20 protein-coding genes are annotated in these 22,976 nt (G+C 42.9%); 16 read left to right on the top strand and 4 right to left on the bottom strand.

The features are described 5' to 3' along the window. Positions 1-33 precede the first annotated feature (33 nt). The 3 genes from AAFP11_RS17290 to AAFP11_RS17280 form a co-directional block, all read right to left on the bottom strand. Entirely contained in the window at positions 34-969 is a 936-nt protein-coding gene (locus AAFP11_RS17290) for a fused MFS/spermidine synthase (RefSeq protein WP_341738190.1), read from the bottom strand. 182 nt (positions 970-1,151) lie between these two features. After that, complete coding sequence (locus AAFP11_RS17285; protein WP_341738189.1) at positions 1,152-1,751, bottom strand: adenylate/guanylate cyclase domain-containing protein; 600 nt, start codon at positions 1,749-1,751, stop codon at positions 1,152-1,154. 5 nt (positions 1,752-1,756) lie between these two features. Continuing rightward, entirely contained in the window at positions 1,757-2,485 is a 729-nt protein-coding gene (locus AAFP11_RS17280; protein ID WP_341738188.1) for a response regulator, read from the bottom strand. 438 nt (positions 2,486-2,923) lie between these two features. On the opposite strand from AAFP11_RS17280, the gene AAFP11_RS17275 reads away from it, so the two are divergent. From AAFP11_RS17275 to AAFP11_RS17260, 4 genes are all read left to right on the top strand, one after another. Then, entirely contained in the window at positions 2,924-3,280 is a 357-nt protein-coding gene (locus AAFP11_RS17275) for a hypothetical protein (protein ID WP_341738187.1), read from the top strand. Between the two features lie 218 nt (positions 3,281-3,498). Next, positions 3,499-3,945 carry a SufE family protein gene (locus AAFP11_RS17270; protein WP_341738186.1) on the top strand — a complete coding sequence of 149 codons (447 nt, stop codon included), beginning with the start codon at positions 3,499-3,501 and terminating at the stop codon, positions 3,943-3,945. A gap of 14 nt (positions 3,946-3,959) precedes the next feature. After that, positions 3,960-4,865 carry an alpha/beta hydrolase gene (locus AAFP11_RS17265; RefSeq protein ID WP_341738185.1) on the top strand — a complete coding sequence of 302 codons (906 nt, stop codon included), beginning with the start codon at positions 3,960-3,962 and terminating at the stop codon, positions 4,863-4,865. 61 nt (positions 4,866-4,926) lie between these two features. After that, on the top strand, positions 4,927-5,889 hold the full coding sequence (locus AAFP11_RS17260) for a DUF6282 family protein (protein WP_341738184.1): 963 nt from the start codon (positions 4,927-4,929) through the stop codon (positions 5,887-5,889). Position 5,890: 1 nt separating this feature from the next. Here the strand turns inward: AAFP11_RS17260 and alaS are convergent, their stop codons facing one another. Continuing rightward, positions 5,891-8,599, bottom strand: a complete 2,709-nt coding sequence (gene alaS / locus AAFP11_RS17255; RefSeq protein ID WP_341738183.1) for an alanine--tRNA ligase — start codon at positions 8,597-8,599, stop codon at positions 5,891-5,893. A 1,528-nt stretch (positions 8,600-10,127) separates the two neighbouring features. On the opposite strand from alaS, the gene AAFP11_RS17250 reads away from it, so the two are divergent. The 12 genes from AAFP11_RS17250 to AAFP11_RS17195 all read left to right on the top strand — a co-directional run bounded on the left by AAFP11_RS17250 (position 10,128) and on the right by AAFP11_RS17195 (position 22,905). Next, entirely contained in the window at positions 10,128-10,736 is a 609-nt protein-coding gene (locus AAFP11_RS17250; protein ID WP_341738182.1) for a hypothetical protein, read from the top strand. A gap of 10 nt (positions 10,737-10,746) precedes the next feature. Then, positions 10,747-13,419: an OmpA family protein gene (locus tag AAFP11_RS17245; RefSeq protein WP_341738181.1), complete on the top strand. Its 2,673-nt coding sequence runs from the start codon at positions 10,747-10,749 to the stop codon at positions 13,417-13,419. Between the two features lie 2 nt (positions 13,420-13,421). Continuing rightward, a complete protein-coding gene (locus AAFP11_RS17240) occupies positions 13,422-13,958 on the top strand; it encodes a Rab family GTPase (protein WP_341730988.1) in 537 nt (178 codons plus the stop codon). Further along, positions 13,955-15,535, top strand: coding sequence for a PAS domain-containing sensor histidine kinase (locus tag AAFP11_RS17235; RefSeq protein WP_341738180.1), 1,581 nt, complete (start codon positions 13,955-13,957; stop codon positions 15,533-15,535). The genes AAFP11_RS17240 and AAFP11_RS17235 overlap by 4 nt, the downstream gene beginning before the upstream one ends. A 48-nt stretch (positions 15,536-15,583) precedes the next feature. After that, complete coding sequence (locus AAFP11_RS17230; RefSeq protein ID WP_341738179.1) at positions 15,584-18,364, top strand: adenylate/guanylate cyclase domain-containing protein; 2,781 nt, start codon at positions 15,584-15,586, stop codon at positions 18,362-18,364. 173 nt (positions 18,365-18,537) lie between these two features. Beyond that, positions 18,538-18,801 (top strand): CBS domain-containing protein, encoded by a 264-nt coding sequence (locus tag AAFP11_RS17225; RefSeq protein ID WP_341738178.1) that lies wholly within the window; start codon positions 18,538-18,540, stop codon positions 18,799-18,801. After that, positions 18,789-18,956 (top strand): PAS domain S-box protein, encoded by a 168-nt coding sequence (locus tag AAFP11_RS17220; RefSeq protein ID WP_341738177.1) that lies wholly within the window; start codon positions 18,789-18,791, stop codon positions 18,954-18,956. Before AAFP11_RS17225 ends, AAFP11_RS17220 begins: the two co-directional genes overlap by 13 nt. A gap of 4 nt (positions 18,957-18,960) precedes the next feature. Continuing rightward, positions 18,961-19,236, top strand: coding sequence for an ATP-binding protein (locus AAFP11_RS17215; RefSeq protein ID WP_341738176.1), 276 nt, complete (start codon positions 18,961-18,963; stop codon positions 19,234-19,236). Between the two features lie 4 nt (positions 19,237-19,240). Then, the gene (locus tag AAFP11_RS17210) at positions 19,241-20,350 is read left to right on the top strand and encodes an ATP-binding protein (protein WP_341738175.1); all 1,110 of its coding nucleotides are present in this window, start codon (positions 19,241-19,243) and stop codon (positions 20,348-20,350) included. A 308-nt stretch (positions 20,351-20,658) separates the two neighbouring features. Next, entirely contained in the window at positions 20,659-20,943 is a 285-nt protein-coding gene (locus AAFP11_RS17205; RefSeq protein ID WP_341738174.1) for a hypothetical protein, read from the top strand. A gap of 51 nt (positions 20,944-20,994) precedes the next feature. Then, positions 20,995-21,534, top strand: a complete 540-nt coding sequence (locus AAFP11_RS17200; protein WP_341738173.1) for a DUF2231 domain-containing protein — start codon at positions 20,995-20,997, stop codon at positions 21,532-21,534. A 216-nt stretch (positions 21,535-21,750) separates the two neighbouring features. Continuing rightward, positions 21,751-22,905, top strand: coding sequence for a transposase (locus AAFP11_RS17195; protein ID WP_341738172.1), 1,155 nt, complete (start codon positions 21,751-21,753; stop codon positions 22,903-22,905). Positions 22,906-22,976: the final 71 nt, after the last annotated feature.

Genomic DNA, 22,976 nt, shown 5'->3' with positions numbered 1-22,976 from the left:
AATTCATCATAAACCACAGAAAATAACCAGCAATCAAAACAACCAACAATCAAAATAACCAGCCGGTGGTGCATCATCAAACAAAACTTGAGCTTGGTCTAAATTAGGTACAGATTCAGCTAATGCTTTACCTAACTTGACTTCCAGCGCTCTGTCTGTTAAAGCAAAGGAAAATTGATGGTAATTTTGCAAAGAAGCAGCCCTAGAAACAATCTCATTGTTATCTAAAATCGGACTATTACTGCCAATTAAAACACTGTTAATGTTCTTCCAAGGGCAGACATATACCTGGGAAAAAGCACTTTGAAAAGTTTTGATTTTTTCTGCATAAAACTCATCTCTTTGCAGCAGATTGACTAGCACAACTCCTGCACTAGACAAATGTTTTTGGCAAAGTTCATAAAATTCCTTAGTTGCTAAGCGATGGGGAAAGTAGCCATTGCCAAAAAACACATCAGTCATGATTATATCGTAGAGAACATCTGGTTTTTGCTGTTCGAGATACTCTCTGCCATCTTGAATTGCTACAGTCAGTCGTGAGTCTAATTTTACCCCAAAACACTGTGTAGCTGCTTCAACTGCGATCGGGTCTACATCCGCACATTCAATGAGAGTTTCTCGCAAATAGTGGTGCAAAACTAAGGGAATTCTGCCGCCACCAAAACCAGCAATGTAAATTCTTTGAGGTTGACTTTGCCACACCAAAGCTAACATCATCGCCTGAGTATATTCAGAAACAAGATGTAAAGGATTATTTAAATCAAACACAGATTGCAATAAATCTGTATACAAATTTACCTTTTCTACTAAAGATAGCTTAATGCGCGATCGCTCTTTTTTAACTGCAACATAATGAACTCCAGAATCTTTACAAAAAATCATGCCATCAGGCTGTTGTTGCACCCAAGCCAGCCGCTGCTGAATGGCCACTAAATTAAGAGTTTGCCAGTTTTTGCGATCGTTAATCATCTAATATTAAATCTGCCTTATTTCTTAGTCCGCGCAGGCGGACTTCGTTTGTATAGACGCGGTTTCAACCGCCCGGTCATCTGTTTCGTTTGTATAGACGCGGTTTCAACCGCCTGGTCTCCTGCTTCGTTTGTATAGACGCGGTTTCAACCGCCTGGTCATCTAGAACCTAGCTAGAACAATTAAGCCCGCTGATAGGCCACCAATTCCAAACCAGAAATCGAAAATTCCACCCTTTTCCAATCTTCCTTTTTACCCTCAAAATTTTCAAACGCACAATCAGTCAGCAAAATCTCTCCCTGTTCCGCCAAATCCTCTCCCAGCTTCGATGCCAGATTAAATTCCGAACCGTACATATCCTCTCCTTCCAGCATCAAAACATCACCGTAGCCTATCCCGATGCACAGATAAATATCCATTTCAGGCGGTAGAGTAGTATTCACAGCCCCCGTATGCTTCAGAGAATCGATCGCAGCATCCACAGCCGATTTTACATCAGGAAACACTGCAAAAATATTGTCAGCTTCCTCCTTCACTACAGTGCCGCCATATTCAGCAATTACAGGATAGACAATTGCGTGCATCCGGTGAATCATTGACAAAAAATGAATAATTCCGTAACGCACAGTTGTCCGAGAAAATCCCGACATATCGATGACCATAATCGCATGAGTTTGGCGAAAAGTTGCATTGATTTCAGCATCAATTTCTGCCATTTTTTCAGGGCGTTCGTTTCTTTCTTGCAGTAATTTTCGCAGGTAAACACGGTTATTTGTTTTCATTTTTTTTAATTAAATTTCCAATCGCGACACACTTCTTGAGGGCGGCAACCCGGATGCAATGCACAATTTATACCATCCTTGCCATGATAATAATAGCAGATTTTGCAAGGTCTGGTTTGCTGAAACTTTTTGAGCAAGATTGTGCGTATCATCTGCACTTTGTTGCGATACTTGTTCGCCTTCAAGTGACTTGGTTGAATTGCCAAAGCTTGATCGAAAGCTGCTAAACTGGCATCGTACAATTTCAGGATTTGGGGGCTGTATTTTGTCCAAGCATCGGCGCGGCTTTGATACAGTTCGATCGTACTTAAGTTTAAAATACCATATTCCGTCCAAGCATCTGCTGAAGCTCGATCGAACTTAATATTAGCATTGAGCAACACTTTTTTGATAGTTGCTAAAAGTTCCCTCGGCTGCCAAGGTTTGGTAACATAAGCATCCGCTCCTTCAATCGCCATCGAAAATAAATCTAACCGCTGTCCCTTCCCTGTTAAAAATACGATCGGTATATTCCGAGTATCAGGGTTAGCTTTAATTAAACTACAAACACCGTAGCCGTCCATGCGAGGCATCACGATATCTAATAATATTAAATCGGGGTACTTTTTCTCGATTTGAGCCAGAGCTTCCACACCGTCAGATGCCTGCATTATATTCAATCCGCTGCAACTCAATTGATGTGAAATACACTCCCGCTGGCTGCGGGAATCTTCTACAACTAAAACTGTGCTCATCTCTCCCTCCTTTTGTGTTTGAGGTCAAACTTTCCACCGCTTCGACTCGCCCTTGCTGAAATTAGTTTACCCAAAAAGGAAGCAAAAGTTTCAGATATTCATAAGTTGATACATTCGACCTCTCCTCAAAAGCCTGTCCCCAATAATTATGGGAGATGTCTATTAGTCAAAGATAGAAGAGTTTCATGAGAAGCGATTTTTTTTAGTGGGGGACCCAACATCACCACCGATGGGGGCAAGCAGGGGGGATTGCCCCTACTTTTACCCGCTGGTGCAGAGGCTTCGCATCCAGGAGTGTTGTTGCAGAAACCGCGATTAATCCCTATTTAATGGAAGTTGTAACAAACGAAGCAACACTGAGAATTCGGAGGAAAAGTTGGTTGTATTGAAAGAGATAATGGGCTACTGTATTACTGGAAAGTCATCTCTTGACAACAAATGAATAGATTGCTCCTCACTTTACTGGTAAATCCGACCCTGCTAGGGTTTCTGATGTCTTTGAACGTGATGGTAAATCCCGTTCGCGCCGAAACTCCAGACGGGCAGACTAATGCACCCAACTGCGTCAAATCACCCCACACTCAGCGCTTGACTTGCCTGCGGCTTCCCGCCAAAACTGCGGCTTCCAATTCTAAAGTAGCCATTCGTTGGCAGCGCCAGGGTGACGAACCGATCGCGATGCTGGACTTTAGTGAAGAAGAAAGCGATGCAGCGGTGGCATTATTTGGTTGCGACTGCCCGCTGTGTCTCAATTCGCTGCGCCAGTTGCGGGGTTTGCCGCCACTAGCAAGTTAAAGCCGATCGCACTTAATTTTAGCCATAAAGCGCGATCGCCCGAAGTTATACCAATTTCATAAAGTAGCGCTACATATCTACCCCCCCAACCCCCCCTTAGTAAGGGGGGGCTAAGAACTACATCTGTAGTATGATTTTATGAAAATAGTATTACTTCCGTGCGATCGCCCATACTACCAATATATAATATCAAGGAAGTAAACCGCTACAAGTGAATCATGTCCGCAAACACCGCGCTACCCCCAGCCCTAGCCAAAATCGTCCAGCGCTTTCAGCGACACGCCGACCCAAAACAGCGCTACGAACAACTGCTGTGGTATGCTAAGCGACTACCAGCATTTCCCGAAGGCGACAAATTGCCGGAAAACAAAGTTTCTGGCTGCGTGTCGCAAGTTTATATTACGGCAAATTTGACCGACGGAAAAGTTCTGTTTCAAGGGGATTCTGACGCTCAATTAGTCAAAGGATTAGTCGGCTTACTCGTGGAAGGTTTGAGTGGCTTAACTCCCGCTGAAATTGTTAACGTTACCCCAGATTTTATTCAAGATACGGGATTGAATGTGAGTCTGACACCTTCCCGCGCCAATGGATTTTACAACATATTTCAAATGATGAGAAATAAAGCACTTGCTTGTGAATTGAGCCAGCAAGTCGCCGCCAATTAAAAACCTAAACAGCCATGACTCAAACTACAGATTTAACAAAAACTAATTCTGCTAACTACCCCGGCACTGTTAAAGAATATCTCTGGCCGTGGAAAGAAACCTCAATTAAAGTTGTTTACGAAAGCACAGGAGAGGGAACTCCTGTCTTGTTATTGCCGGCATTCAGTACGGTTTCGACGCGGGGAGAAATGCGTCCTTTAGCAGAATTATTGTCTCCCCATTTTCAAGTTGTGACTGTCGATTGGCCTGGTTTTGGCGATTCATCTCGCCCGCGGACGGACTATGAACCGTCATTATATCATCAATTTTTGACAGATTTTGTGGGGGCAATTTTTAATAGTCCTGTGGCGGTAATTGCAGCGGGTCATGCTGCGGGTTATGTGATGGCATTAGCGCAATCTAAACCTCATGTTTGGTCAAAGATTGTGTTGGTGGCACCAACTTGGCGCGGGCCTTTGCCGACGATGAGCAAACAGCAGAGTGGCTGGCACTCTATTGTGAGAGAATTAGTCCGATCGCCCATTCTCGGACAATTCCTATATAAACTGAATACTGCGCCGTCTTTCCTCAGTTTCATGTACCAGCGCCACGTCTACGCGGATGCGGCTAAAGTCACAGCGGATTTTATTCACGGTAAATGGCAAGTTACGCAGAAACCGGGTGCTAGGTATGGTTCGGCGGCTTTTGTGACTGGTGGTTTAGATCCGGCAAAAGTGCGATCGGAATTTACGGATAAGTTTCAACAATTAGCAATGCCGGTAATGGTTGTAATTGCTGAAAATGCGCCTCCCAAATCTAAGGCTGAAATGGAAGTTTTAGCGGAATTATCTGGTGTTGAATCGCGGGTGATTCCTGGTTCTTTGGGGACTCACGAAGAGAATGCCGTAGATTTGGCGAAGGTGATTAAATCTTTTATTTGAGAGGATTAAGAGGGATTGAACCACAGAGGGCGCAGAGAACGCAGAGAGAAGAGATGAGGGGATGAATGTAAGCTGTTTTTTGATGTTAGTTTGGATTTTTTGCTATGGGTTTTGTCTCCCAGTCTATGCTGTGGGATATCCGCAGTTTCCTGATTCACAAAAGAGCATAATTGAAGGTGCGATCGACTTTCACATCCATTCTTCTCCTGATGTGATTCCCCGCCGAATTGATGATTTTGAAGTCGCTAAATTAGCTGCTAGGGCGAAGATGAAAGCGGTGGTATTGAAAAATCATTTTGGGAGTACAGCAGCCCGCGCAGTTTTGGTTAATAAGATAGTACCAGAAATCCAAGTTTTCGGAGGTGTTGTTCTCAATCATTCTGTCGGTGGGATGAATCCTCAAGCGGTGGAAGCTATGCACCGCATCGGTGGCAAATATGGTAAAGTAGTATGGCTACCAACGGTTGATGCTGATTGTCATTTGAGGGCTTTTCACCAGCCGGGAAGGGGGATTAAAGTTGCAGAAAATGGCAAGGTTTTACCGGAGACAGAAGCGGTATTGCAGATGGTAGTTAGAGAGAATTTGGTGTTGGAAACTGGTCATATTTGCCCGGAAGAGGTGATGGCTGTTGTGGAGCGATCGCACTTGCTCAACATTAAGAACATCCTGATTACCCACGCCATGGCTGATGTACCCGGTTTGTCCCTAGAAAATATGCAAACAGCCGCCCAGATGGGAGCTTTCTTAGAACTCGCATTTGTCAACGATTTGATGGGAGAAAATGCGGCGGATGACGGACATAAAAACTGGCATCATGTTTCAATTACCAAGATGGCGGCCGCGATTAAGCTCATCGGTGCGGAGCATTTTGTGCTCAGCACCGATTTGGGGAGAAAACCCGATCCTTTACCTACGGAAGGTTACAAAATGTTTGTCAAAAAGTTAAGGAGTGAAGGCATTTCTCAGCGGGAAATAGATTTAATGATGACCCAAAATCCCGCTGTTTTGTTAGGAATTACCTGATTTAACTTAACCCTTCAATCAACAAATTTCGGGCACTTTGCAAGGCAGAATCTAACTTGCTTGCATCGCGTCCTCCAGCCTGGGCTAAATTCGGCCGCCCGCCACCTTTTCCACCACAAATTTGAGCAATTCCCCCAATAAATTTCCCGGCTTGCAATCCTTTTTTGTTGACTTCTGGACTAAAAGCTGCTACCAAACTCACTTTGTCTGGTTCAGGAATAGAGGCCAAAACTACTGCACTATTTCCTAGTTTTTGCTGTAACCTTTCTGCGGCAGTTTTTAAGGCTTCTGTATCCACATCTCCCAATTGCGCCACAATGATTTTGAATTCGCCAATGGATTCAGCCTGGGCTAACAATTGGTCAGATTTAGCAATGGCTAATTCTGACTTCAAAGCAGCCAATTGTTTCTGAGTATCCTTCAATTCATTCTGCAAATTAGTGATGCGATTTGGCAATTCTTCGGGTTTGGCCTTAAATCGATCGCCCAAATCGCGCACTACCTTATCCCGCACATTCAAATAGTCCAACACAGCTTGGCCAGAAACCGCCTCTATCCTGCGAACTCCCGATGCTACACCAGCCTCGGAAATTATCTTGAATAACCCAATTTCTGCGGTGTTGCTGACGTGGGTGCCGCCGCACAATTCCATTGAAACACCAGGGAAATCAATCACTCGCACGACATCGCCGTACTTCTCGCCAAACATGGCGATCGCACCTTTTTCTCTGGCTTGGGCGATCGGCATTTCTGCAACTTCGGCAATATGCGCCTCTGCAATCCAACCATTAATTTTATCCTCAATTTGCTCCAACTCTGCCACAGTCACCGCCCGTGGAGAATTGAAATCAAATCGCAATCTATCAAAGGATACCAAGGAACCGGCTTGGGAAATAGAATCATCCACAATTTGCCGTAAAGCTGCTTGCAATAAGTGAGTTGCTGTGTGATTTGCCTGCACTCGGCGACGACTACTATTATCAATTTTGGCAGTTACACTATCCTCAACTCTCAGGGTTCCTCGTTCCACAATCCCGAAATGTACGAAGAAATCAGACTCTTTTTTGACATCCTCAATCCTCACCAACAAACTCTCTGAATTTTCTCCCTCTGCGCCGGGGCGGTTTAAATAACCCTTATCCCCAATTTGTCCCCCAGATTCAGCATAAAATGGTGTCCGATTCAACACCACTTGTACCTCGGTTCCCGCCACTGCTTCTGTCACAGATTTGCCGTTGACTAAGATAACTTCCACCTTAGCTAAACTCGACAATTCCCCATAGCCAACAAACTCTGTGCTGTGGATGGTTTCCGCTAATTTATCCAGGGAACCTTGGACGGTTAAATCAATGGTTTGATGGGCATCTTTGGCGCGAGTTTGCTGTTCCTTCATGGCTGCTTCAAAGCCATCTAAATCGACAGATATGCCATATTCTTCTGCTATTTCTTGGGTCAATTCTAAGGGAAAACCGTAGGTATCATAAAGGGTGAAAGCATCTTGACCAGAAATCTGTATGGTGGGTTCGGCATCTTGCCCGCCCTCAGCAACCACCAGGTTAGATGCCTTTTCTAGAAGAGCTTTTTTGACAATTTCTGATAACAGTTTCTCTCCCCGTTCTAAAGTCTTGAGAAACTGAGCTTCTTCCCTTGCTAGTTCTGCTTTAATTGCTGCTTCTCGCTGACGGACGTTGGGATAAGCTGCTTCGTTCAGGGCGATCGCACTTTCTGCCACTCGCACCGTAAATTCTTCTGCAATCCCAATCAGCCGCCCGTGGCGTACTACCCGGCGAATTAATCGACGCAAAATGTAACCTCTACCTACATTTGAGGCACGAATTTCATCGGCAATCATGTGTACCACAGCTCGAATGTGGTCGCCAATTACTTTCAGCGAAACTTTGGTTTTTTCGTCGCTATTTGCGTATTCAATTCCGGCAATTTCGGCGGCGGATTGAATGATGGGTAAAATCAAATCTGTTTCGTAATTATTGGGGACTTTTTGGAGGATTTGCGCCATCCGTTCTAATCCCATGCCCGTATCAATATTTTGATTTTGCAGCGGTGTTAAATTTCCTTCTGCATCTTTATTGTACTGCATGAATACCAGGTTATAAAATTCGATAAATCTGGTATCGTCTTCTAGGTCGATCTGGTCGCCTCTTTCTGGGTGGAAATCGTAGTATATTTCGGAACAGGGACCGCAGGGGCCGGTGGGGCCTGATTGCCAGAAATTGTCGGCTTCTCCCATGCGTTGAATGCGTTCTGCTGGAATGCCGATTTCGTCGCGCCAAATCCCAAAGGCTTCGTCATCTTCTCGGAAGACGCTAACTACTAAGTTTTCTGGGCTTAAACCGAAGACTTCGGTGGAAAGTTCCCAAGCCCAAGCAATGGCTTGTTTTTTGAAGTAGTCGCCGAAGCTGAAGTTTCCCAACATTTCAAAAAATGTGTGGTGACGGGCGGTGCGGCCGACGTTTTCGATGTCGTTGGTGCGGATACATTTTTGGGATGTGGTGGCGCGAGGAGATTCGGCAGTGCGCTGTCCCAGAAATATTGGCTTAAATGGTAGCATTCCGGCGATCGTCAGCAATACTGTCGGATCTTCTGGCACTAAGGAGGCGCTGGGTAAGATTTGATGTCCTCGCTGGGCATAAAATTCTAGGAATGTTTGACGAATTTGGCTACCGGACAGAAACTGAGGAGAAATAGACATGACAAAAACACTTAAGTATGTAAAGATGTAGCAACAATAGAACTTACCAAATACTTGGGTTTAAAGCCCCGTTACTTCGACTACGCTCAGCACATCGCCTTATAGGAGGGCTTTAATTCAAGTGTAAAGATGTCTTGCAAGCTACAAGTTTATAGCTACAATTGCTTGTAAGCATCATAGAATCATCTCATGATTGTACTAGAGTTCAAGTTAAAAGGCAAAGCACAGCAATACCGGGTCATCGACGAAATGATCCGCACAGCGCAGTTTACAGGCAAGCCGACTGGTTGAACCAAGAATCCCCGCGCATTTATGCCGGGGAGTGTCAAATCTATATGGATATTACGATCATTATAATGAGTAATGTAAAGACATATCAAGTTTTGCAAATTGTGCTTGGCCCTCCAGAAAAGTCATGCTAACTTAATAATAGACACCGGACAGAAAGGAAAAGGAGGTCGCTATATTTAGAAACACAGTTCGAGGATATAGACATGGTGTCTCCGGTCTAAATTCCCAAGGTGGCAGAAATTAACCGAACACAACACATAATGTAGCAACACTGTCGATCGAGCAGTAAAGCTAAACGAAAGTCGAGTTTGACTAATTGTGGTTTCGGATTAAAAGTAAAGCTGCCAAAGTTGTAAACCCCTAGTAAGTAATTGTTCTTAATCGGAAATATACCTCGTTTGTTAAACAATCAAAGGTTCTCATATTGGGTCTGGTCGTGGTCGATCGGACCCTAAGTTTGTTGAGAGGGCTATTGACTGGCAAGTAATAGTTAAGTTTTATGTACAAATTGAGCCGTAGCACTCATACTAAATCCAGGTTGAAAAACTTCTTGATTGCTAGATAGGGGGAGAGGGCAGGGTTGTACATTTATCAAGAAAATGATGATTTTGTAGGGGTAGTGGATGGTGTGTGCCTACCATCCCCATGTACTGAGTCTGGGAGTTTTGAGGTGGGGTAGAGGGGTAGAGGGGGAGTGAGGTAGAGGGGGAGACGGTGAGATGGGGAGATGGTGACATAGGTCAAGATAGTGGCTATTGGTACTGAATAATTCTGCCTAAACGTGATAAATAATTAGATGTGTGTTCGCGATCGCTGTTTTTTAGTGGCGGATCTGGTGCTGTCGCTAAAGCTACAGTCAAGATGCGATATCATGGAAAATGTCAATAAAAGACATTAAAATCTACCTGGCTGTCTCAGGAAAGTCTACCCTTGACTAGCTTGCTGCAAGGTAAGGATGGCAAATAGCCATTTTTAGTAACAGGATTGCGCCCAACAATCTGAATCTCAGGATATTTAGAGTGAATTCTCTAAAGAAACTTATCCCCGACTCAGGGGAAACAGTCTCAAACCCTAGGGCCGATGCCAAACAGGCAACTGTCCCAAACAACTGTCGCAAATGAGGGTTAAAGTGGGTGACAAGCCTCTGGAGTCAGTTTCCATGGCTCGACTGGCAGTTTCGCAAAAAAATCTAGCACAGTTCTCAAATTCACATTTTTCGGAGATTCGAGGTAAAATCATGGCCGAAATAACTAAAGAAGAAATGCGCGAACGCCTGGGCAATATTGACCAGATTCGCGATATAATTTTCGGAGCTCAGCTTAGAGAATACGATAATCGCTTCGATAAAATAGATTCTGATTTGTCGATGATGCAGCAAGATATGCAAGCTCGCATCGAACAAGTAAAAACTGTTCTTTCCGGAGAAATGAGGGCGGCGGTTGATTCATTTGAAAAGAAAATCAAATCAATCACCTTGAATACCCAAGAAGAAAGCGCAGACCTCCGTCAGCAAATCGATCGCGTTAACCGAAAATTTTCCAGCAGCATAGAAGCGCTGGACGAGGCGATAGATAATCAAACCACTTCCATTCGTGACGAACTATCCCAAACTAGAGAGCGACTCTCGGAAGAAACTCGCACTCTCAAAACACAAGTTTTTGAAGAACTCGATCGGCGTTTTTCCATGCTCAGAGAAGTCAAAGTTTCCAGAGATGACATGGCGGAAATTTTGTTTGAACTAGGCATGAGGCTCAAAGGCACTGAATTTGTACCGGAACTCAAGGGAGTGACGGATAATAAGCTAAATAACGAATTTTTGTTACCAGAGCGTCACCATCACGGATAATTAACAACCCATGACCTCACAGAAAGAAAATCCGGCTGACGAACATGAGTTGCAGGGTTGGATTTCTAAACCTGATGAATCTGCTGACGATGAAACAGCTCAGCTTGAACCGTTAGTGGATCTGTTGGTAGAACTCAAAATTATTGCAGGTTTAAACCGACAAAATCCAGAGTCGGAACCAGACAGCAGTGATGAAGAAGATCGCACGCAGCTACTCGGTGGGTTGAAAGATTTGTTAGGTATGTCTGAGGAAGTTGAAGCAAGTGCAAAGCCAGAAACCTTCGAGGGTGAAGCGGATTCTGGTGATGCACTGGCTTTTTTGGAAGACTTTAAAAAATTGCTATTTGTTACTCAAAAACTGAATACTTCAGAACTAGAAAAAGACTATTCATCAGTTAATACTATAGATGTTTTGGCGATCGGCGAGGTGGAGCTAGAGCAGAGAGCGCACCAGATTCAAGACTTGTCTACCTCGCCGATTCAAAATGCTGCACAACCAGCTCACACATCTCAGGAGAGCGATCGTAATTTAGAGCCTGGGGCTACTCCCCAAACTGAGGTACAACCCTTAGCAATAGGCGCTCGTCCGGTTGTTCAAGCCACCTCAGAAGCACCAGAAATCGCCTATTTAGATGCTGGGGAACCCACGCAGATATCGCAGCCGATAGAAATATTGGGACAAATAAAACAGGATTTCAATGAAGCCGACAGCGCGATGAAAAGGCTGCAAAATTTGATTTTCGGCTCGCAAATATCAGATATCGAGCAAGTGAAAAATCTGTTGGCTGAAAACGATTTGCCCGCAGTGCGCCGTCTGATGACCACCATCGATGAAAAATTAGGAAAATTGGAGCACCAACTTTACGATCCCCAAGAGTTGATTGCTCTGATGCTACCTTGGATTGCAGAAATTCTCAGCCGTAAAATAACAGAGTCTAAGGAAGAAGTTGTAAACGCGATCGTACCGATTATTGACGAAGTGATTAGGGCAAAAACTCAAGCAAATAAGCAAGCCATGAGTTCGGCGATCGCTGAATTACTTCCCGACGCACTTGCTCAACAAATCCATAATTCACCCGCAGATATTGCCAAGGCGATCGCCCCGGAAATCGGCATGGCAATTAAAGAACAAATTCGCCTCGACCAAGAGTCGATCGCTCAAGCCCTAGGGCCGGAAATGGGCAAAGCGATTACAGCCCAAATTGAGTTTGAACGAGATTCAATGGTAGATGCGCTCTATCCGGTAATTGGCAGTACCATCTCTAAATACATGGCAGAAGCGATCAAGACCATCAATGAAAAAGTGTCAAATACCCTCAGCGTCGAAGGAGTTAAGCGGAAAATTCGCTCCAAAGTCCAAGGAGTCTCCGAAGCCGAATTAATCCTTCAAGAATCCATACCTTTTACCGTCCAAGCAGTATTCTTAATTCACAAGGCATCAGGGTTAGTGATTTCCGAAGCTCAACAATTAGGAGATTACCAACTAGAATCAGAAATGGTCGCAGGAATGCTCACAGCTATTAGCAGCTTTGTGAATGATTGTATTGTGAGACCAGGACAAATTTCCGAACTAAATCAAATTGAATACGGTGAATCCAAGATTATGCTAGAAGTAGCCGGATACTGTTACCTAGCAGCAGTAATCAAAGGAGAACCACCGCGAAATTTTATCAAAAAAATGCGGGAAACTGTCAGCACAATTATTATCAATTATGGAAAATCTATCAATCAATTTAACGGCAACCCCCGTACCATATCTGATGACCTGCATCCACTGTTACTGGGTTTATTAGCAAAATTTACAACAGAACAGCAAACACTAGCAAAACCCCCCCTAGCCCTTGCGGGACTGAGCTTAGCATTGCTAAGCTTAATCGTAGTACCTTGGGGAATTTATCAGTACCGCAGTAACCTTGACCGTCGCCTTGCCGATAATGCCACTTTCGCTTTAGGATCGACTCCAGAATTAGCGATTTATCGCTTAAATGTGAGTGTTGAAGGCAAAACTCTGAAGTTAACCGGAAAGTTGCCCAACCCCGAATTACGGGTAAAAGCTGGCCAAATAGCTGCATCAACGGCACCAAATTTGAAATTGGACAATCAAATTGTCGCGGTCGATTTACCTCCCGATCCAGTGTTGACAAAGGCAGAGGTGCAGCGAATCACTGCTGTTTTGAACCAACTCTGGGGTGTTTCTATTTCTAGTCGGTATGACGAGCGCAGAGTTACAGTAGAAGGAACAGTGATGGAACAGGGAGATGTGCAGAAAATTACTCAGTCTTTTAAGCAAATTCCCGGAGTTCAATCAGTGATTAGCACAGTTAAATTAGATCCACTGAAAATTACAAGTCGCATTTACTTTGAGCCAGGAACAGCAAAATTAGACTCAACATATCAAGAGACAATTGTCAATATCAGAGATTTTTTGAGACAGCATCCTCAAAAAAGTATTAAGATAATTGGGCACAGCGATCGCACTGGAGAATTTGTTCTAAATCAACAGTTGTCGCTCCGGCGTGCAGCCACCGTGCGAGATGCCCTGGTCTTGCAAGGTGCTGACCCGCAGCGCCTCCAAGTGATCGCCAGCAACAGTCCTCCTGTGGATGTAGCACAAAATCAACCGCTACTTTTAAGCAGGTGCGTGCTATTTGAACCAATAACTAAGAGCATCAACAGCAAATAATTATGTCAGTTACTATCTCTAAAAAAATGTGCATGATCGGCGATTTTGGCGTGGGTAAAACCAGCATGATCCGCCGTTTTGTCGATCGGCAATTCAGCGACCAGTACCTGTCCACGGTAGGAGTAAAAATTTCTCGCAAAAGTATTGTATTAGAAAACAGCACAAAACAGGAAATTGTCACAGCACAGTTGCTGATTTGGGATTTAGAGGGGCATACAAAATTCAAAGGTATCGCCCCGACTTATTTGCAGGGAGCAGGCGGCGTTTTAATTGTTGCCGATGTCAGCCGCTCAGAAACCGTTGAGCGAATTTCCGAACACATTAAGCTTTTTTCTTCAGTCAACCCAAAAGGCTCAATAATCATCGCTTTGAACAAAGTAGACTTGATAGACGAAGAAAAATTAGCACTGCTAGTGGAAATTGCCCATTCCATAGGTCAAGATAAAGTAGTAGCAGTTTACACAACATCTGCTAAAACGGGCAAAGATGTCGATGAAATTTTTCACAAACTAGCTTACACAATGGTAGAACAAGTATGAGCGATATTTTTAGAAAGCTGTTAGTCCCCCAAGAAACCGAATATTTTGTGGTTAATCACAATTTCATTATTGAGGAAACCTCCTCAGCCGTGCAGCGGTTTGCAGATACAGCCGGCGAGGCTTTACCCGGTGTGGATGCCCGCATCTGTTTTCCTGAATTAATTGGAGTTGAAAATATCCTCACATCTATAATTATCGGACAGAGGTCAAGTTTTCAAGTCAAGGGGATCGCTAGGTTTACCGACAATAATCATCCTTTATATTTCGATCTGTTAGTAATTGAACATGAAAACAACGAAGCACAAGAAGAAGCAGCAGAACGACGACCAAGTAAATTACTAATTTTGATTGAAGATTCCACCGAAAAAATGGTAATGAAGCAATCATTAATCCAAAGAGCTAATGAGGCAAATCTTTTAGTGAGAGCCTTAGAAGCTTCTAGAGATTACATAGATAAAGTAATTATATCTATGGGCGATGCTTTGTTAGTCACAACCACCTTGGGCATCATCAAAACAGTAAATCAATCCGCTCAATTGTTGTTTGGGTACACCGAATCAGAAATTGTCGAACAGCCTTTGTCCATGATTGTCGTGGAAGAAACATTGCTTTACCAAGCTCGGCACCACTATATTTTGTCTCAAGAAGAATTAGTGAGAGAATTGGAGGTAGTCTGCACGACAAAAACAGGAGCAGAAATTTGGGTAGAATTTTCCTGTGCGGCTATTCAGACGGAACTGAAGGGGCTATATGATTTTGTGTACATAGGTAGAGATGTTACAGAACGCAAGCAACAAGAAATCGAAATTCGTCGGTCTTTGGCAAGAGAACAGGAACTCAGAGACGTAAAATCTCGCTTTTTTTCGATGCTTGCTCACGAATTTGGCAATCCTTTAAATACAGTATTGTTTTCTACTCAAATTCTCAAAGAATACGGCGATGAAATTACAATCCAGGAGAAAAAAGAATACCTAGAACACATTCAATCAGCATCTAAACACATGGCTCAGCTATTAGATGATGTTCGGTTGCTTAGTAGTGCAGAAGCAGGGAAATTGAAATTCAATCCCACACCAGTTGACTTGAAAAGTTTTTGCAACGATTTAGTAGAATCTATCAAAATTAGCTTCGGCAAAAATCATGCAGTTTGTTTTATTTACAGGCGAGTAATGTCGCGGGTGAGATTAATTAATAACTCTTATGATGAGAGCAAAAAATTACCCGCAATGGATAAAAAATTGCTGCGACACATATTGACAAACTTGCTGTCAAATGGTATTAAGTATTCGCCAATCGATAGCAATGTTTATTTTGAGTTGCATTGTTATGATGAAGAAGCTATCTTTAAAATTAAAGATGAAGGAATTGGCATTCCTATAGAAGACCAAGAACAACTGTTTGAATCTTATTACCGGGCTCAAAATGTAGGTAAAATACCCGGTACTGGACTAGGTTTATCCATAGTCAAGCAGTGTGTAGACTTGCACGGCGGTCAAATTGAATTTTCCAGCGAAACAGGGTTAGGTACTACTTTTATAGTGACCATTCCATATTACAAATCAAAGCAAATAGATTAATCTCAGATTTCTGGATACCAAGGGCGCATTTACTACTAAAGATCCCCAATGAAAACCCTGTTACAAAAACTATTGGTTCCTCACCACCTGGAGTACCTCGCACTAGATAGAGACTTTTTAATTCAAGAGACATCTGCCAATGTACAGCGTTTTGCCTACTGTGACGAAATAGTATCGGGAAATGATGTTCGCCTTCACTTTCCAGAATTGGTAGGAACTGAAGAAATTTTAATCGATATCTTTGAAGGGAGTTTACCAAATTTTGATTTAAAAGCGATGACGCGGGTTTTAGAGGATAACTCGCGACTGTATTTTGATATGTATATCGTCGCATTCAGAAATGATGAAAGTCATCAAAGATTAATTATATTTTTTGAAGATGTAACAGACAGGATGGGTTTAGAACAAACTCTTGTTCAGGCGACCAATGAAATGAATATTTTATTGAGTACCTTAGCAGCTACTAACAATTATGTGGAAAAAATCATTACTTCCATGGCAGAAGTTTTGTTAGTGACCACCGCCAGTGGAAAAATTAAAAAAGTTAATCAAGCTGCTCAAAATTTGTTTGGTTACAGCGACTCGGAATTAGTAGGACGACAAATAAATGCGATCGCTCCCATAGGTCAATCTTTACACGATCTCAGTAAACAACGTGAATTAGTCCAAACTAAGGGGGAAGTAATTTGCACAGCAAAAACAGGTGAAAAGCTCACATTGGCTTTTTCCTGTACCCCTATTCCCAGTGATATTAAGAGTATTTCTGATGGAACGACAGACCTCAAAGATTTCCTGTATATCGGTAGAGATGTTACAGATAGAAAGCGGGCTAGCAAGCGAAAAGTAGCCCAATATGTCACCACGCGCATACTCTCGGCATCGGAAACAATCAAAAAGGCGATCTCCGCAATTCTCCCCGTAATTTGCGACAGTTTGGGATGGGATAACGCCGAGCTATGGATGCCAGAAATAGGTGAAAAGCTACTGTCAGTAACTAAGAGAAAATTTCCGATTTCCGATCCAAATTTGCTCCGGTGTGTGGCCAATTGGACAAAACGTTCAATCTCTATTCCAGAATTTGTAGAAGTTGCCGAACAAACTACCTTTGCAATGGGGGAAGGATTACCGGGGCGCGTTTGGGCCACCGGTTCCCCTGAGTTGATTAGAGATATAACTGAAAGTGACAAGTTTTATCGCCGAGAAATTGCGGGTAGATCGGGATTGCATGGAGCTTTTTGCTTCCCAATTTTGGGCGACTACGAACAGGAAAATTCTACCCGGTCAATTTTGGGTGTCATCGCTTTTTTTAGTTGCGAGGTGCAGTGCTACGACGAAGAATTGCTCCAGACAATGGCAACAATTGGCAGCCAAATTGGTCAATTTATTAAGCGCAAACAAGCAGAAGCAGCTTTGCGAGAAAGTGAAGAACAACTGCGAGACTTATTTGAAAATGCTAGCGACTTGATTCAAAGTATTGGAGCAGACGGTCATTTTTTGTACGTGAATCGGGCTTGGCGAGAAACTCTTGGGTACAGCGAAGCAGAAATTGCTAAAATGACAGTATTTGATATCATTCATCCCAACAGTTCCCCGGATTCTCTTCACATATTCGACCGGGCGATTCGCGACAAAGAAATAGATGAAAATACTTTTTATCCAGATTCTGTAGAAGCGATTTTTGTGACCAAAAAATACCAACAAATTTTGTTGGAAGGGAGTATAAGCTGTAAATTTGCTGATGGTCAGCTAGTGGCTATTCGCGCGATTTTGCGAGACATTACTGCTCGCAAACAAGCTGAAGATGCTTTAGCCCAATCTGTCTCCCTACTCCAAGCAACTTTTGATTCCACTGCTGACGGGATTTTAGCGATCGATCGCACTGGAAAAATAGTCAGTTTCAACCGAGAATTTATAGAAATGTGGGGCATTCCCGAAGAAGTGATGGCACTGCGATCCGATGCAAAAATGGTGGCGTTTGTCCTCAACCAACTGAAAGATCCCCAAGCATTTCAAGAAAGAATAGAATCACTTTACGAGCAGCCAGAAGCGGAAAGTTACGACTTGTTAGAATTTCAAGACGGCAGATTTTTTGAACGCTATTCTGAACCGCAGCGACTGGGAGATGAAATTATCGGCAGAGTTTGGAGTTACCATGACATCACCGAACGCAAGCAAGCAGAAGATGCCCTCCGGGAAGAACAAGAAAAATCTGAAAAACTCCTTTTAAATATTTTGCCGAAAGCCATAGCAGAAAGGCTTAAACGAAATGAAACTACTATTGCAGAATACTTTCCTGAAGTGACTGTTTTGTTTGCAGATATTGTGGGTTTTACACACTTGTCTACCCTGATGAATCCCATCGATCTGGTGGAGTTGCTCAACCAAATTTTTTCCAGCTTTGACCTGATTTGCGAACGGCTTGGGTTAGAAAAAATTAAGACTATTGGGGACGCATACATGGTAGTAGGAGGATTACCTGAGCCTAGGGCAGACCATGCCGAAGCGATCGCCCAAATGGCCCTGGATATGCAAACAGAAATAGCCCGATTTAATGCTCAAAATAACAAATATTTTAGCATCCGCATCGGTATCCATAGTGGCCCTGTGGTGGCGGGAGTAATTGGCATCAAAAAATTTATTTACGATTTGTGGGGCGACACGGTTAATATTGCTTCTCGCATGGAATCTCACGGTTTGCCTTGGCGAATTCAAGTGAGTGAAGCTACTTATAATTTATTGCAACACAAATACTTATTCGAGCGGCGGGAAACTATTCATGTTAAAGGGAAAGGGGAGATGACAACTTATTTGCTTATTGGGAGTAAATAAAATTAGTTATTGGTTATTAGTTAGTGGTTATTAGTTAGTGGTTATTACTCATGGGTTAGCTAACAACTAACTCTTGGATGACGCTTCGTCGCTCAGGGCATCGCCACTAACTACTAACTACTGAGTAAAACTATTGCTAAAATTAGTGGAGAAACCCAAACAGGTCAAGATTCATGGAACTTGCCAATGTACCGATATTTTTATCATCACATCTAGAAACGATCGATCGCCATCCTCTAACAGTTGCACCAGAAACTAGCTTTATGGATGCGATCGCCCTGATGAGTCAGGCGATAAATAGTAATGAGCTAACGAATTCACAACCCATTGTCAATTCCAGTAAAACGGCAAAACCATCGAGCGGTTGTGTCTTAGTGATGGACGGAAATCAGCTCGTTGGAATCCTCAATCAAGGAGATTTCGCATGGTTAAAGTGAATGATGCTCACCGCCAGATGTTCGGCTACAGTGACGAAGAGTTGGTGGAAATGAGTTTTGCTGATCTCACTCACCCGGAAGATTTAGAAGCAGATTTAGAGCTGGTTAAGCAGCTTATAGATGAGGATATTCCTCGTTTTCAAATGGAAAAATGAATTAGTGTCAAATACCTTGAAGCACGCTTTTCCCGATCGCACAAATGGTACGGTTAGTGTAGAATGCTATCAAACAGGCGATCGGGAAATCCACCTCATCGTCAAAGATAACGGCAAAGGTTTTCCCAAAAATTTTAATTTTAAAAAAACTAATTCTATGGGCTTTCAAGTTGTCTGCACTTTAACCGAACAGCTAGAAGGAAATATTGAAATATCAGGAGAAATAGGCTCTACTTTTCACTTAAAGTTCACTGAGTTAAAATATTTTAAAAGGCTTTAGTATCATGAAAATTTCCGAAAAAAACATTAATATTTTGATTGTAGAAGACGAACTTTTCATAGCGAAAAACTTATCCAATAAATTGGAGAATTTGGGTTATAAAATAGTAGGTATTGTTTGTTCAGGAGCCGATGCCATCGAGCGTGCTGACGAAATGAAGCCAGATTTAATTTTGATGGATATAGTCATTAAAGGTCAAATAGACGGCATAGAAACAGCAACAATCATCAATCAAAAATTAGATATACCAATTATCTATACAACTGCCTATGCAGACGAAGAAACTTTGGAGCGAGCAGAAAATACTGGTTCCTACGGCTACCTCCTCAAACCTTTTAAAGAAAGAGAGCTACACGCCACCATCAAGATTGCATTGAGCAAACATCAAGAAACCGTTAAAATGCAACAAGAACTTGCATTTTTTGCTACAAAGAGTGAAAATGAATCGCGTTTTTTGGCAATGGTTTACCATGATTTAAATACTCCATTGACTACCATACAACTATCGGCTGAAATGCTGGAAGATTGCGATTTTTCTAGTCGTATATTAACAGTAAATAAGACCGTAGAACGCATTAAAAAAGCAGCGAGCAATATGAGCGAATTGCTCGAAGATATTTTAATGATAGCCAAAGCAGATTCGGGGAAAATTTTGCTGAACTTAAAGTCGGTAAATCTGGTTGATTTGTGCTATCTTATATTAGATGATATGCAGCCGATCGCTACTCAAAAACACTTCATAAACTTTCGTCATCAACAAAATTTGTTGTACGCTAATGTCGATGCCAAACTACTGCACCATCTGCTCACAAATTTGCTGTCAAACGCGATTAAATATTCTCCCAACGGCGGTGATGTGTCTCTAGAATTAAGCAGCCAATGCCAGGAAGTCATTTTTTGCATTCGCGATGAAGGAATTGGTATGACAGCGGCAGATATAGGTAAATTATTTCAGAAGTTTGAACGGGGTGGTAATGTCAGCAATATTAAAGGTTCCGGTTTGGGACTTTGTATTGTCAAACACATTGTTGACCTCCACGGCGGTACCATAAGTGTGGAAAGTGCGATCGGTAAAGGTACTACAATTACTGTGGCACTGCCTTTTGATAGTTGAGTGTTGATTAAAGAACAATAGGCCTGCCCCCGGCCTGTTTTAGCAATAAAAAAATCTTGTTATTAATGTTATTTGAGCTGTTGTTGATGCACAAAAAAATAAAAATTACCAATTAAATAAAATATTTTATTTAATGTAGCTTTCTGCTTTCAACCTGGAATCAAGGCTCTACCTATAGATAGAGACTAGCTGCGATCGGCATAAATGAAACTTCCACCCCTTGAGAGATGTAGCAGCAGGGATATTTTTCGTTCAATATTAACAATTACTGTTACCAGCACCCAATTAAGAAACACCAGAGAGGATCTATGAGCATCGACAAACCCAAGGAAACTAAAGATATTTTCCGCACTGCCAATCCTGGAGATCGCATTTCCGACGAACCACAAACCATCGAAGAAAAAGCCCAGCAACTCGCAGTAGACCACGTTCCAGACATAACTGGAGATATAGTTACAGTTCCCACTTATGTGATCGTCGAAGAACCGGATGGGGAAAAGAAAGCCCTGCACCACGTCAAAGACGCTGAAGAAATCTCCGACGTAATTCGGCAGGCCAGAGTTGACGAAAATGGTGAGCGAATTTGGGATTAAATTCAATCAAATTAAAGACGAGTTTTTTAACCAAAGTTATCTGTAGAAATCATGGAAACAAATCAGAGAAACACTGCCCCTTTCCCCAATATTCCCCCAATTCTGGAAACTGACGATGGAGAATATCTCGATGGTGGCATAGTGAGTACAGTTGCAGTCGCAGGCCATCCGCTTCACCCAGTGCTGATAGTATTTCCCGTAGCCTTTCTGGTAGGAGCTGCCGGTACTGACATCGGCTACTGGCTCACAAGCGATCCATTTTGGGCAAGAGCCTCAGTTTGGCTCATCGGTGCCGGTTTCGGTGCGGGCATTTTGGCTGGGATCACCGGTTTTTTAGACTTTTTTAAAATAAAAAGAGTGCGCGAGCGTAGTGCTGGCTGGTTGCACATGGGCGGCAACGTGACGGTTTTGGTACTTTCCTTGATTAACCTGGTTTTGCGACAAGGAAACCCAGAAACAGCGATTGTACCAACAGGTTTAGCAATTTCCATTGTCGTTGCAGCCTTACTGGGCGCTACAGGCTGGTTTGGTGGCGAACTCAGTTTTCGTCACAAAGTCGGTGTCATCGGCCCTACCAGCCGCAATCAGTAGGTTTTGTCCAAAATTTACTCCTTCTCAATTATCAAATTGAGGAGGACTCAATTTTTGAGGTATCAATTTCTTGAACTTCCCAAGAGTTAACTTGGCCAGCCCCAAGCAAGGAAAAATAGCGCCTAGTAGATTCCGGCAAAATCGCCCCCGCTAACACAGTTGTCATTTTTGGCAAACCAAGATATTATTTAGCAACAGACCAACTTTAAAACGGTTATGAAAGCAAGATTTCGCTACAGATTTTACCCAACCAGCCAACAGCAGCAGAGCCTCGCTCAGTTGTTCGGTTGCGTTCGCGTAGTCTGGAACGATGCACTTGCGCTCTGCAAGCGGTCAGACAAAAAGCCAAGTTCGGCAGATTTGCAGAAAATCGTCATAACTGGGGCTAAGAATACCGAAGAAAGGGCTTGGCTAGGAGATGTGTCGTGCGTTCCTTTGCAGCAATCGGTTGCCGACCTAGATGTCGCTTTTAAGAACTTTTTCAACTCCTGCAAAGGAAAGAGAAAGGGACGTAAAGTTGGATATCCTAAGTTCAAGAAAAGAACCAGTAGTCAGTCAGCACGTTTTAGGGTTGGAGGATTTTCTCTCAAAGGTGATGGGATTTATTTAGCCAAGATTGGGATTGTCAATCCAATATGGTCTAGAGAGTTGCCATCAGAACCTAGCTCGGTCACGGTAATCAAGGACTGTGCGAATCGCTACTTTCTGAGCTTTGTTGTAGAAATTCAACCAATTGCATCTGAAGCTAAAAATCCAAGTATCGGGATTGATTTAGGAATTAAAACCTTTGCGGTAATGAGCAATGGTGAAAAAGCCGAAAGCCCTAGCTATAAAAAGTTAGACCGGAAAGTTCGCAAACTGCAACGCAAATTAGCTCGTCAACCTCATGATTCTAGAAGAAGGAATGTAATCCGCATTAAGATTGCGAAACTGCACAATCAGATTACCGATACTCGCAAGGATTTCCTCCACAAATTGTCAACTAAAATAGTCAACGAAAACCAAGTTATTATTTTGGAAGATTTGAACGTGTCGGGCATGGTCAAGAATCGGAAACTTTCAAGAGCGATTAGTCAGCAAGGATGGAGAGAATTTAGGACACTTTGCGAGGCCAAGTCTGAAAAGTTGGGCAGGGAATTCAATGTGATTAGCAGATGGGAACCCACCAGCCAAGTCTGTTCGGACTGTGGCTTTAGGTGGGGCAAAGTCGATTTGTCTATCCGCTCAGTGCTTTGCCTAAGTTGTGGTACCAAGCAAGATAGAGATGAAAATGCTGCTAAGAATATAGAGAAAGTCGGGATGGGGAATCGCCACGACTATAAATGGGCGCAGAGGGATTGTCAGACTATGAAAGGTAGCAGAACCCGATGAAGCGTCAAGAATCACCGCTCATGAGAGGCCGGTGAGTATTTCAAATATCAACTTATTGCTTAACCTGGTTT

It is taken from the genome of Microcoleus sp. CAWBG640 (assembly GCF_020883015.1).
In the GTDB taxonomy this organism is placed as follows: Bacteria; Cyanobacteriota; Cyanobacteriia; order Cyanobacteriales; family Microcoleaceae; genus Microcoleus; species Microcoleus anatoxicus.
Note: the sequence above shows the minus strand (reverse complement) of the source record. Positions and strands in the feature narration are given on the sequence as shown.

Excerpts from the sequence above, each read along its gene's own strand:
- AAFP11_RS17290 (WP_341738190.1), bottom strand. The coding sequence starts at position 969 with ATGATTAACGATCGCAAAAACTGGCAAACTCTTAATTTAGTGGCCATT.
- AAFP11_RS17285 (WP_341738189.1), bottom strand. The coding sequence starts at position 1,751 with ATGAAAACAAATAACCGTGTTTACCTGCGAAAATTACTGCAAGAAAGA.
- AAFP11_RS17280 (WP_341738188.1), bottom strand. The coding sequence starts at position 2,485 with ATGAGCACAGTTTTAGTTGTAGAAGATTCCCGCAGCCAGCGGGAGTGT.
- AAFP11_RS17275 (WP_341738187.1), top strand. The coding sequence starts at position 2,924 with ATGAATAGATTGCTCCTCACTTTACTGGTAAATCCGACCCTGCTAGGG.
- AAFP11_RS17270 (WP_341738186.1), top strand. The coding sequence starts at position 3,499 with ATGTCCGCAAACACCGCGCTACCCCCAGCCCTAGCCAAAATCGTCCAG.
- AAFP11_RS17265 (WP_341738185.1), top strand. The coding sequence starts at position 3,960 with ATGACTCAAACTACAGATTTAACAAAAACTAATTCTGCTAACTACCCC.
- AAFP11_RS17260 (WP_341738184.1), top strand. The coding sequence starts at position 4,927 with ATGAATGTAAGCTGTTTTTTGATGTTAGTTTGGATTTTTTGCTATGGG.
- alaS (WP_341738183.1), bottom strand. The coding sequence starts at position 8,599 with ATGTCTATTTCTCCTCAGTTTCTGTCCGGTAGCCAAATTCGTCAAACA.
- AAFP11_RS17250 (WP_341738182.1), top strand. The coding sequence starts at position 10,128 with ATGGCCGAAATAACTAAAGAAGAAATGCGCGAACGCCTGGGCAATATT.
- AAFP11_RS17245 (WP_341738181.1), top strand. The coding sequence starts at position 10,747 with ATGACCTCACAGAAAGAAAATCCGGCTGACGAACATGAGTTGCAGGGT.
- AAFP11_RS17240 (WP_341730988.1), top strand. The coding sequence starts at position 13,422 with ATGTCAGTTACTATCTCTAAAAAAATGTGCATGATCGGCGATTTTGGC.
- AAFP11_RS17235 (WP_341738180.1), top strand. The coding sequence starts at position 13,955 with ATGAGCGATATTTTTAGAAAGCTGTTAGTCCCCCAAGAAACCGAATAT.
- AAFP11_RS17230 (WP_341738179.1), top strand. The coding sequence starts at position 15,584 with ATGAAAACCCTGTTACAAAAACTATTGGTTCCTCACCACCTGGAGTAC.
- AAFP11_RS17225 (WP_341738178.1), top strand. The coding sequence starts at position 18,538 with ATGGAACTTGCCAATGTACCGATATTTTTATCATCACATCTAGAAACG.
- AAFP11_RS17220 (WP_341738177.1), top strand. The coding sequence starts at position 18,789 with ATGGTTAAAGTGAATGATGCTCACCGCCAGATGTTCGGCTACAGTGAC.
- AAFP11_RS17210 (WP_341738175.1), top strand. The coding sequence starts at position 19,241 with ATGAAAATTTCCGAAAAAAACATTAATATTTTGATTGTAGAAGACGAA.
- AAFP11_RS17205 (WP_341738174.1), top strand. The coding sequence starts at position 20,659 with ATGAGCATCGACAAACCCAAGGAAACTAAAGATATTTTCCGCACTGCC.
- AAFP11_RS17200 (WP_341738173.1), top strand. The coding sequence starts at position 20,995 with ATGGAAACAAATCAGAGAAACACTGCCCCTTTCCCCAATATTCCCCCA.
- AAFP11_RS17195 (WP_341738172.1), top strand. The coding sequence starts at position 21,751 with ATGAAAGCAAGATTTCGCTACAGATTTTACCCAACCAGCCAACAGCAG.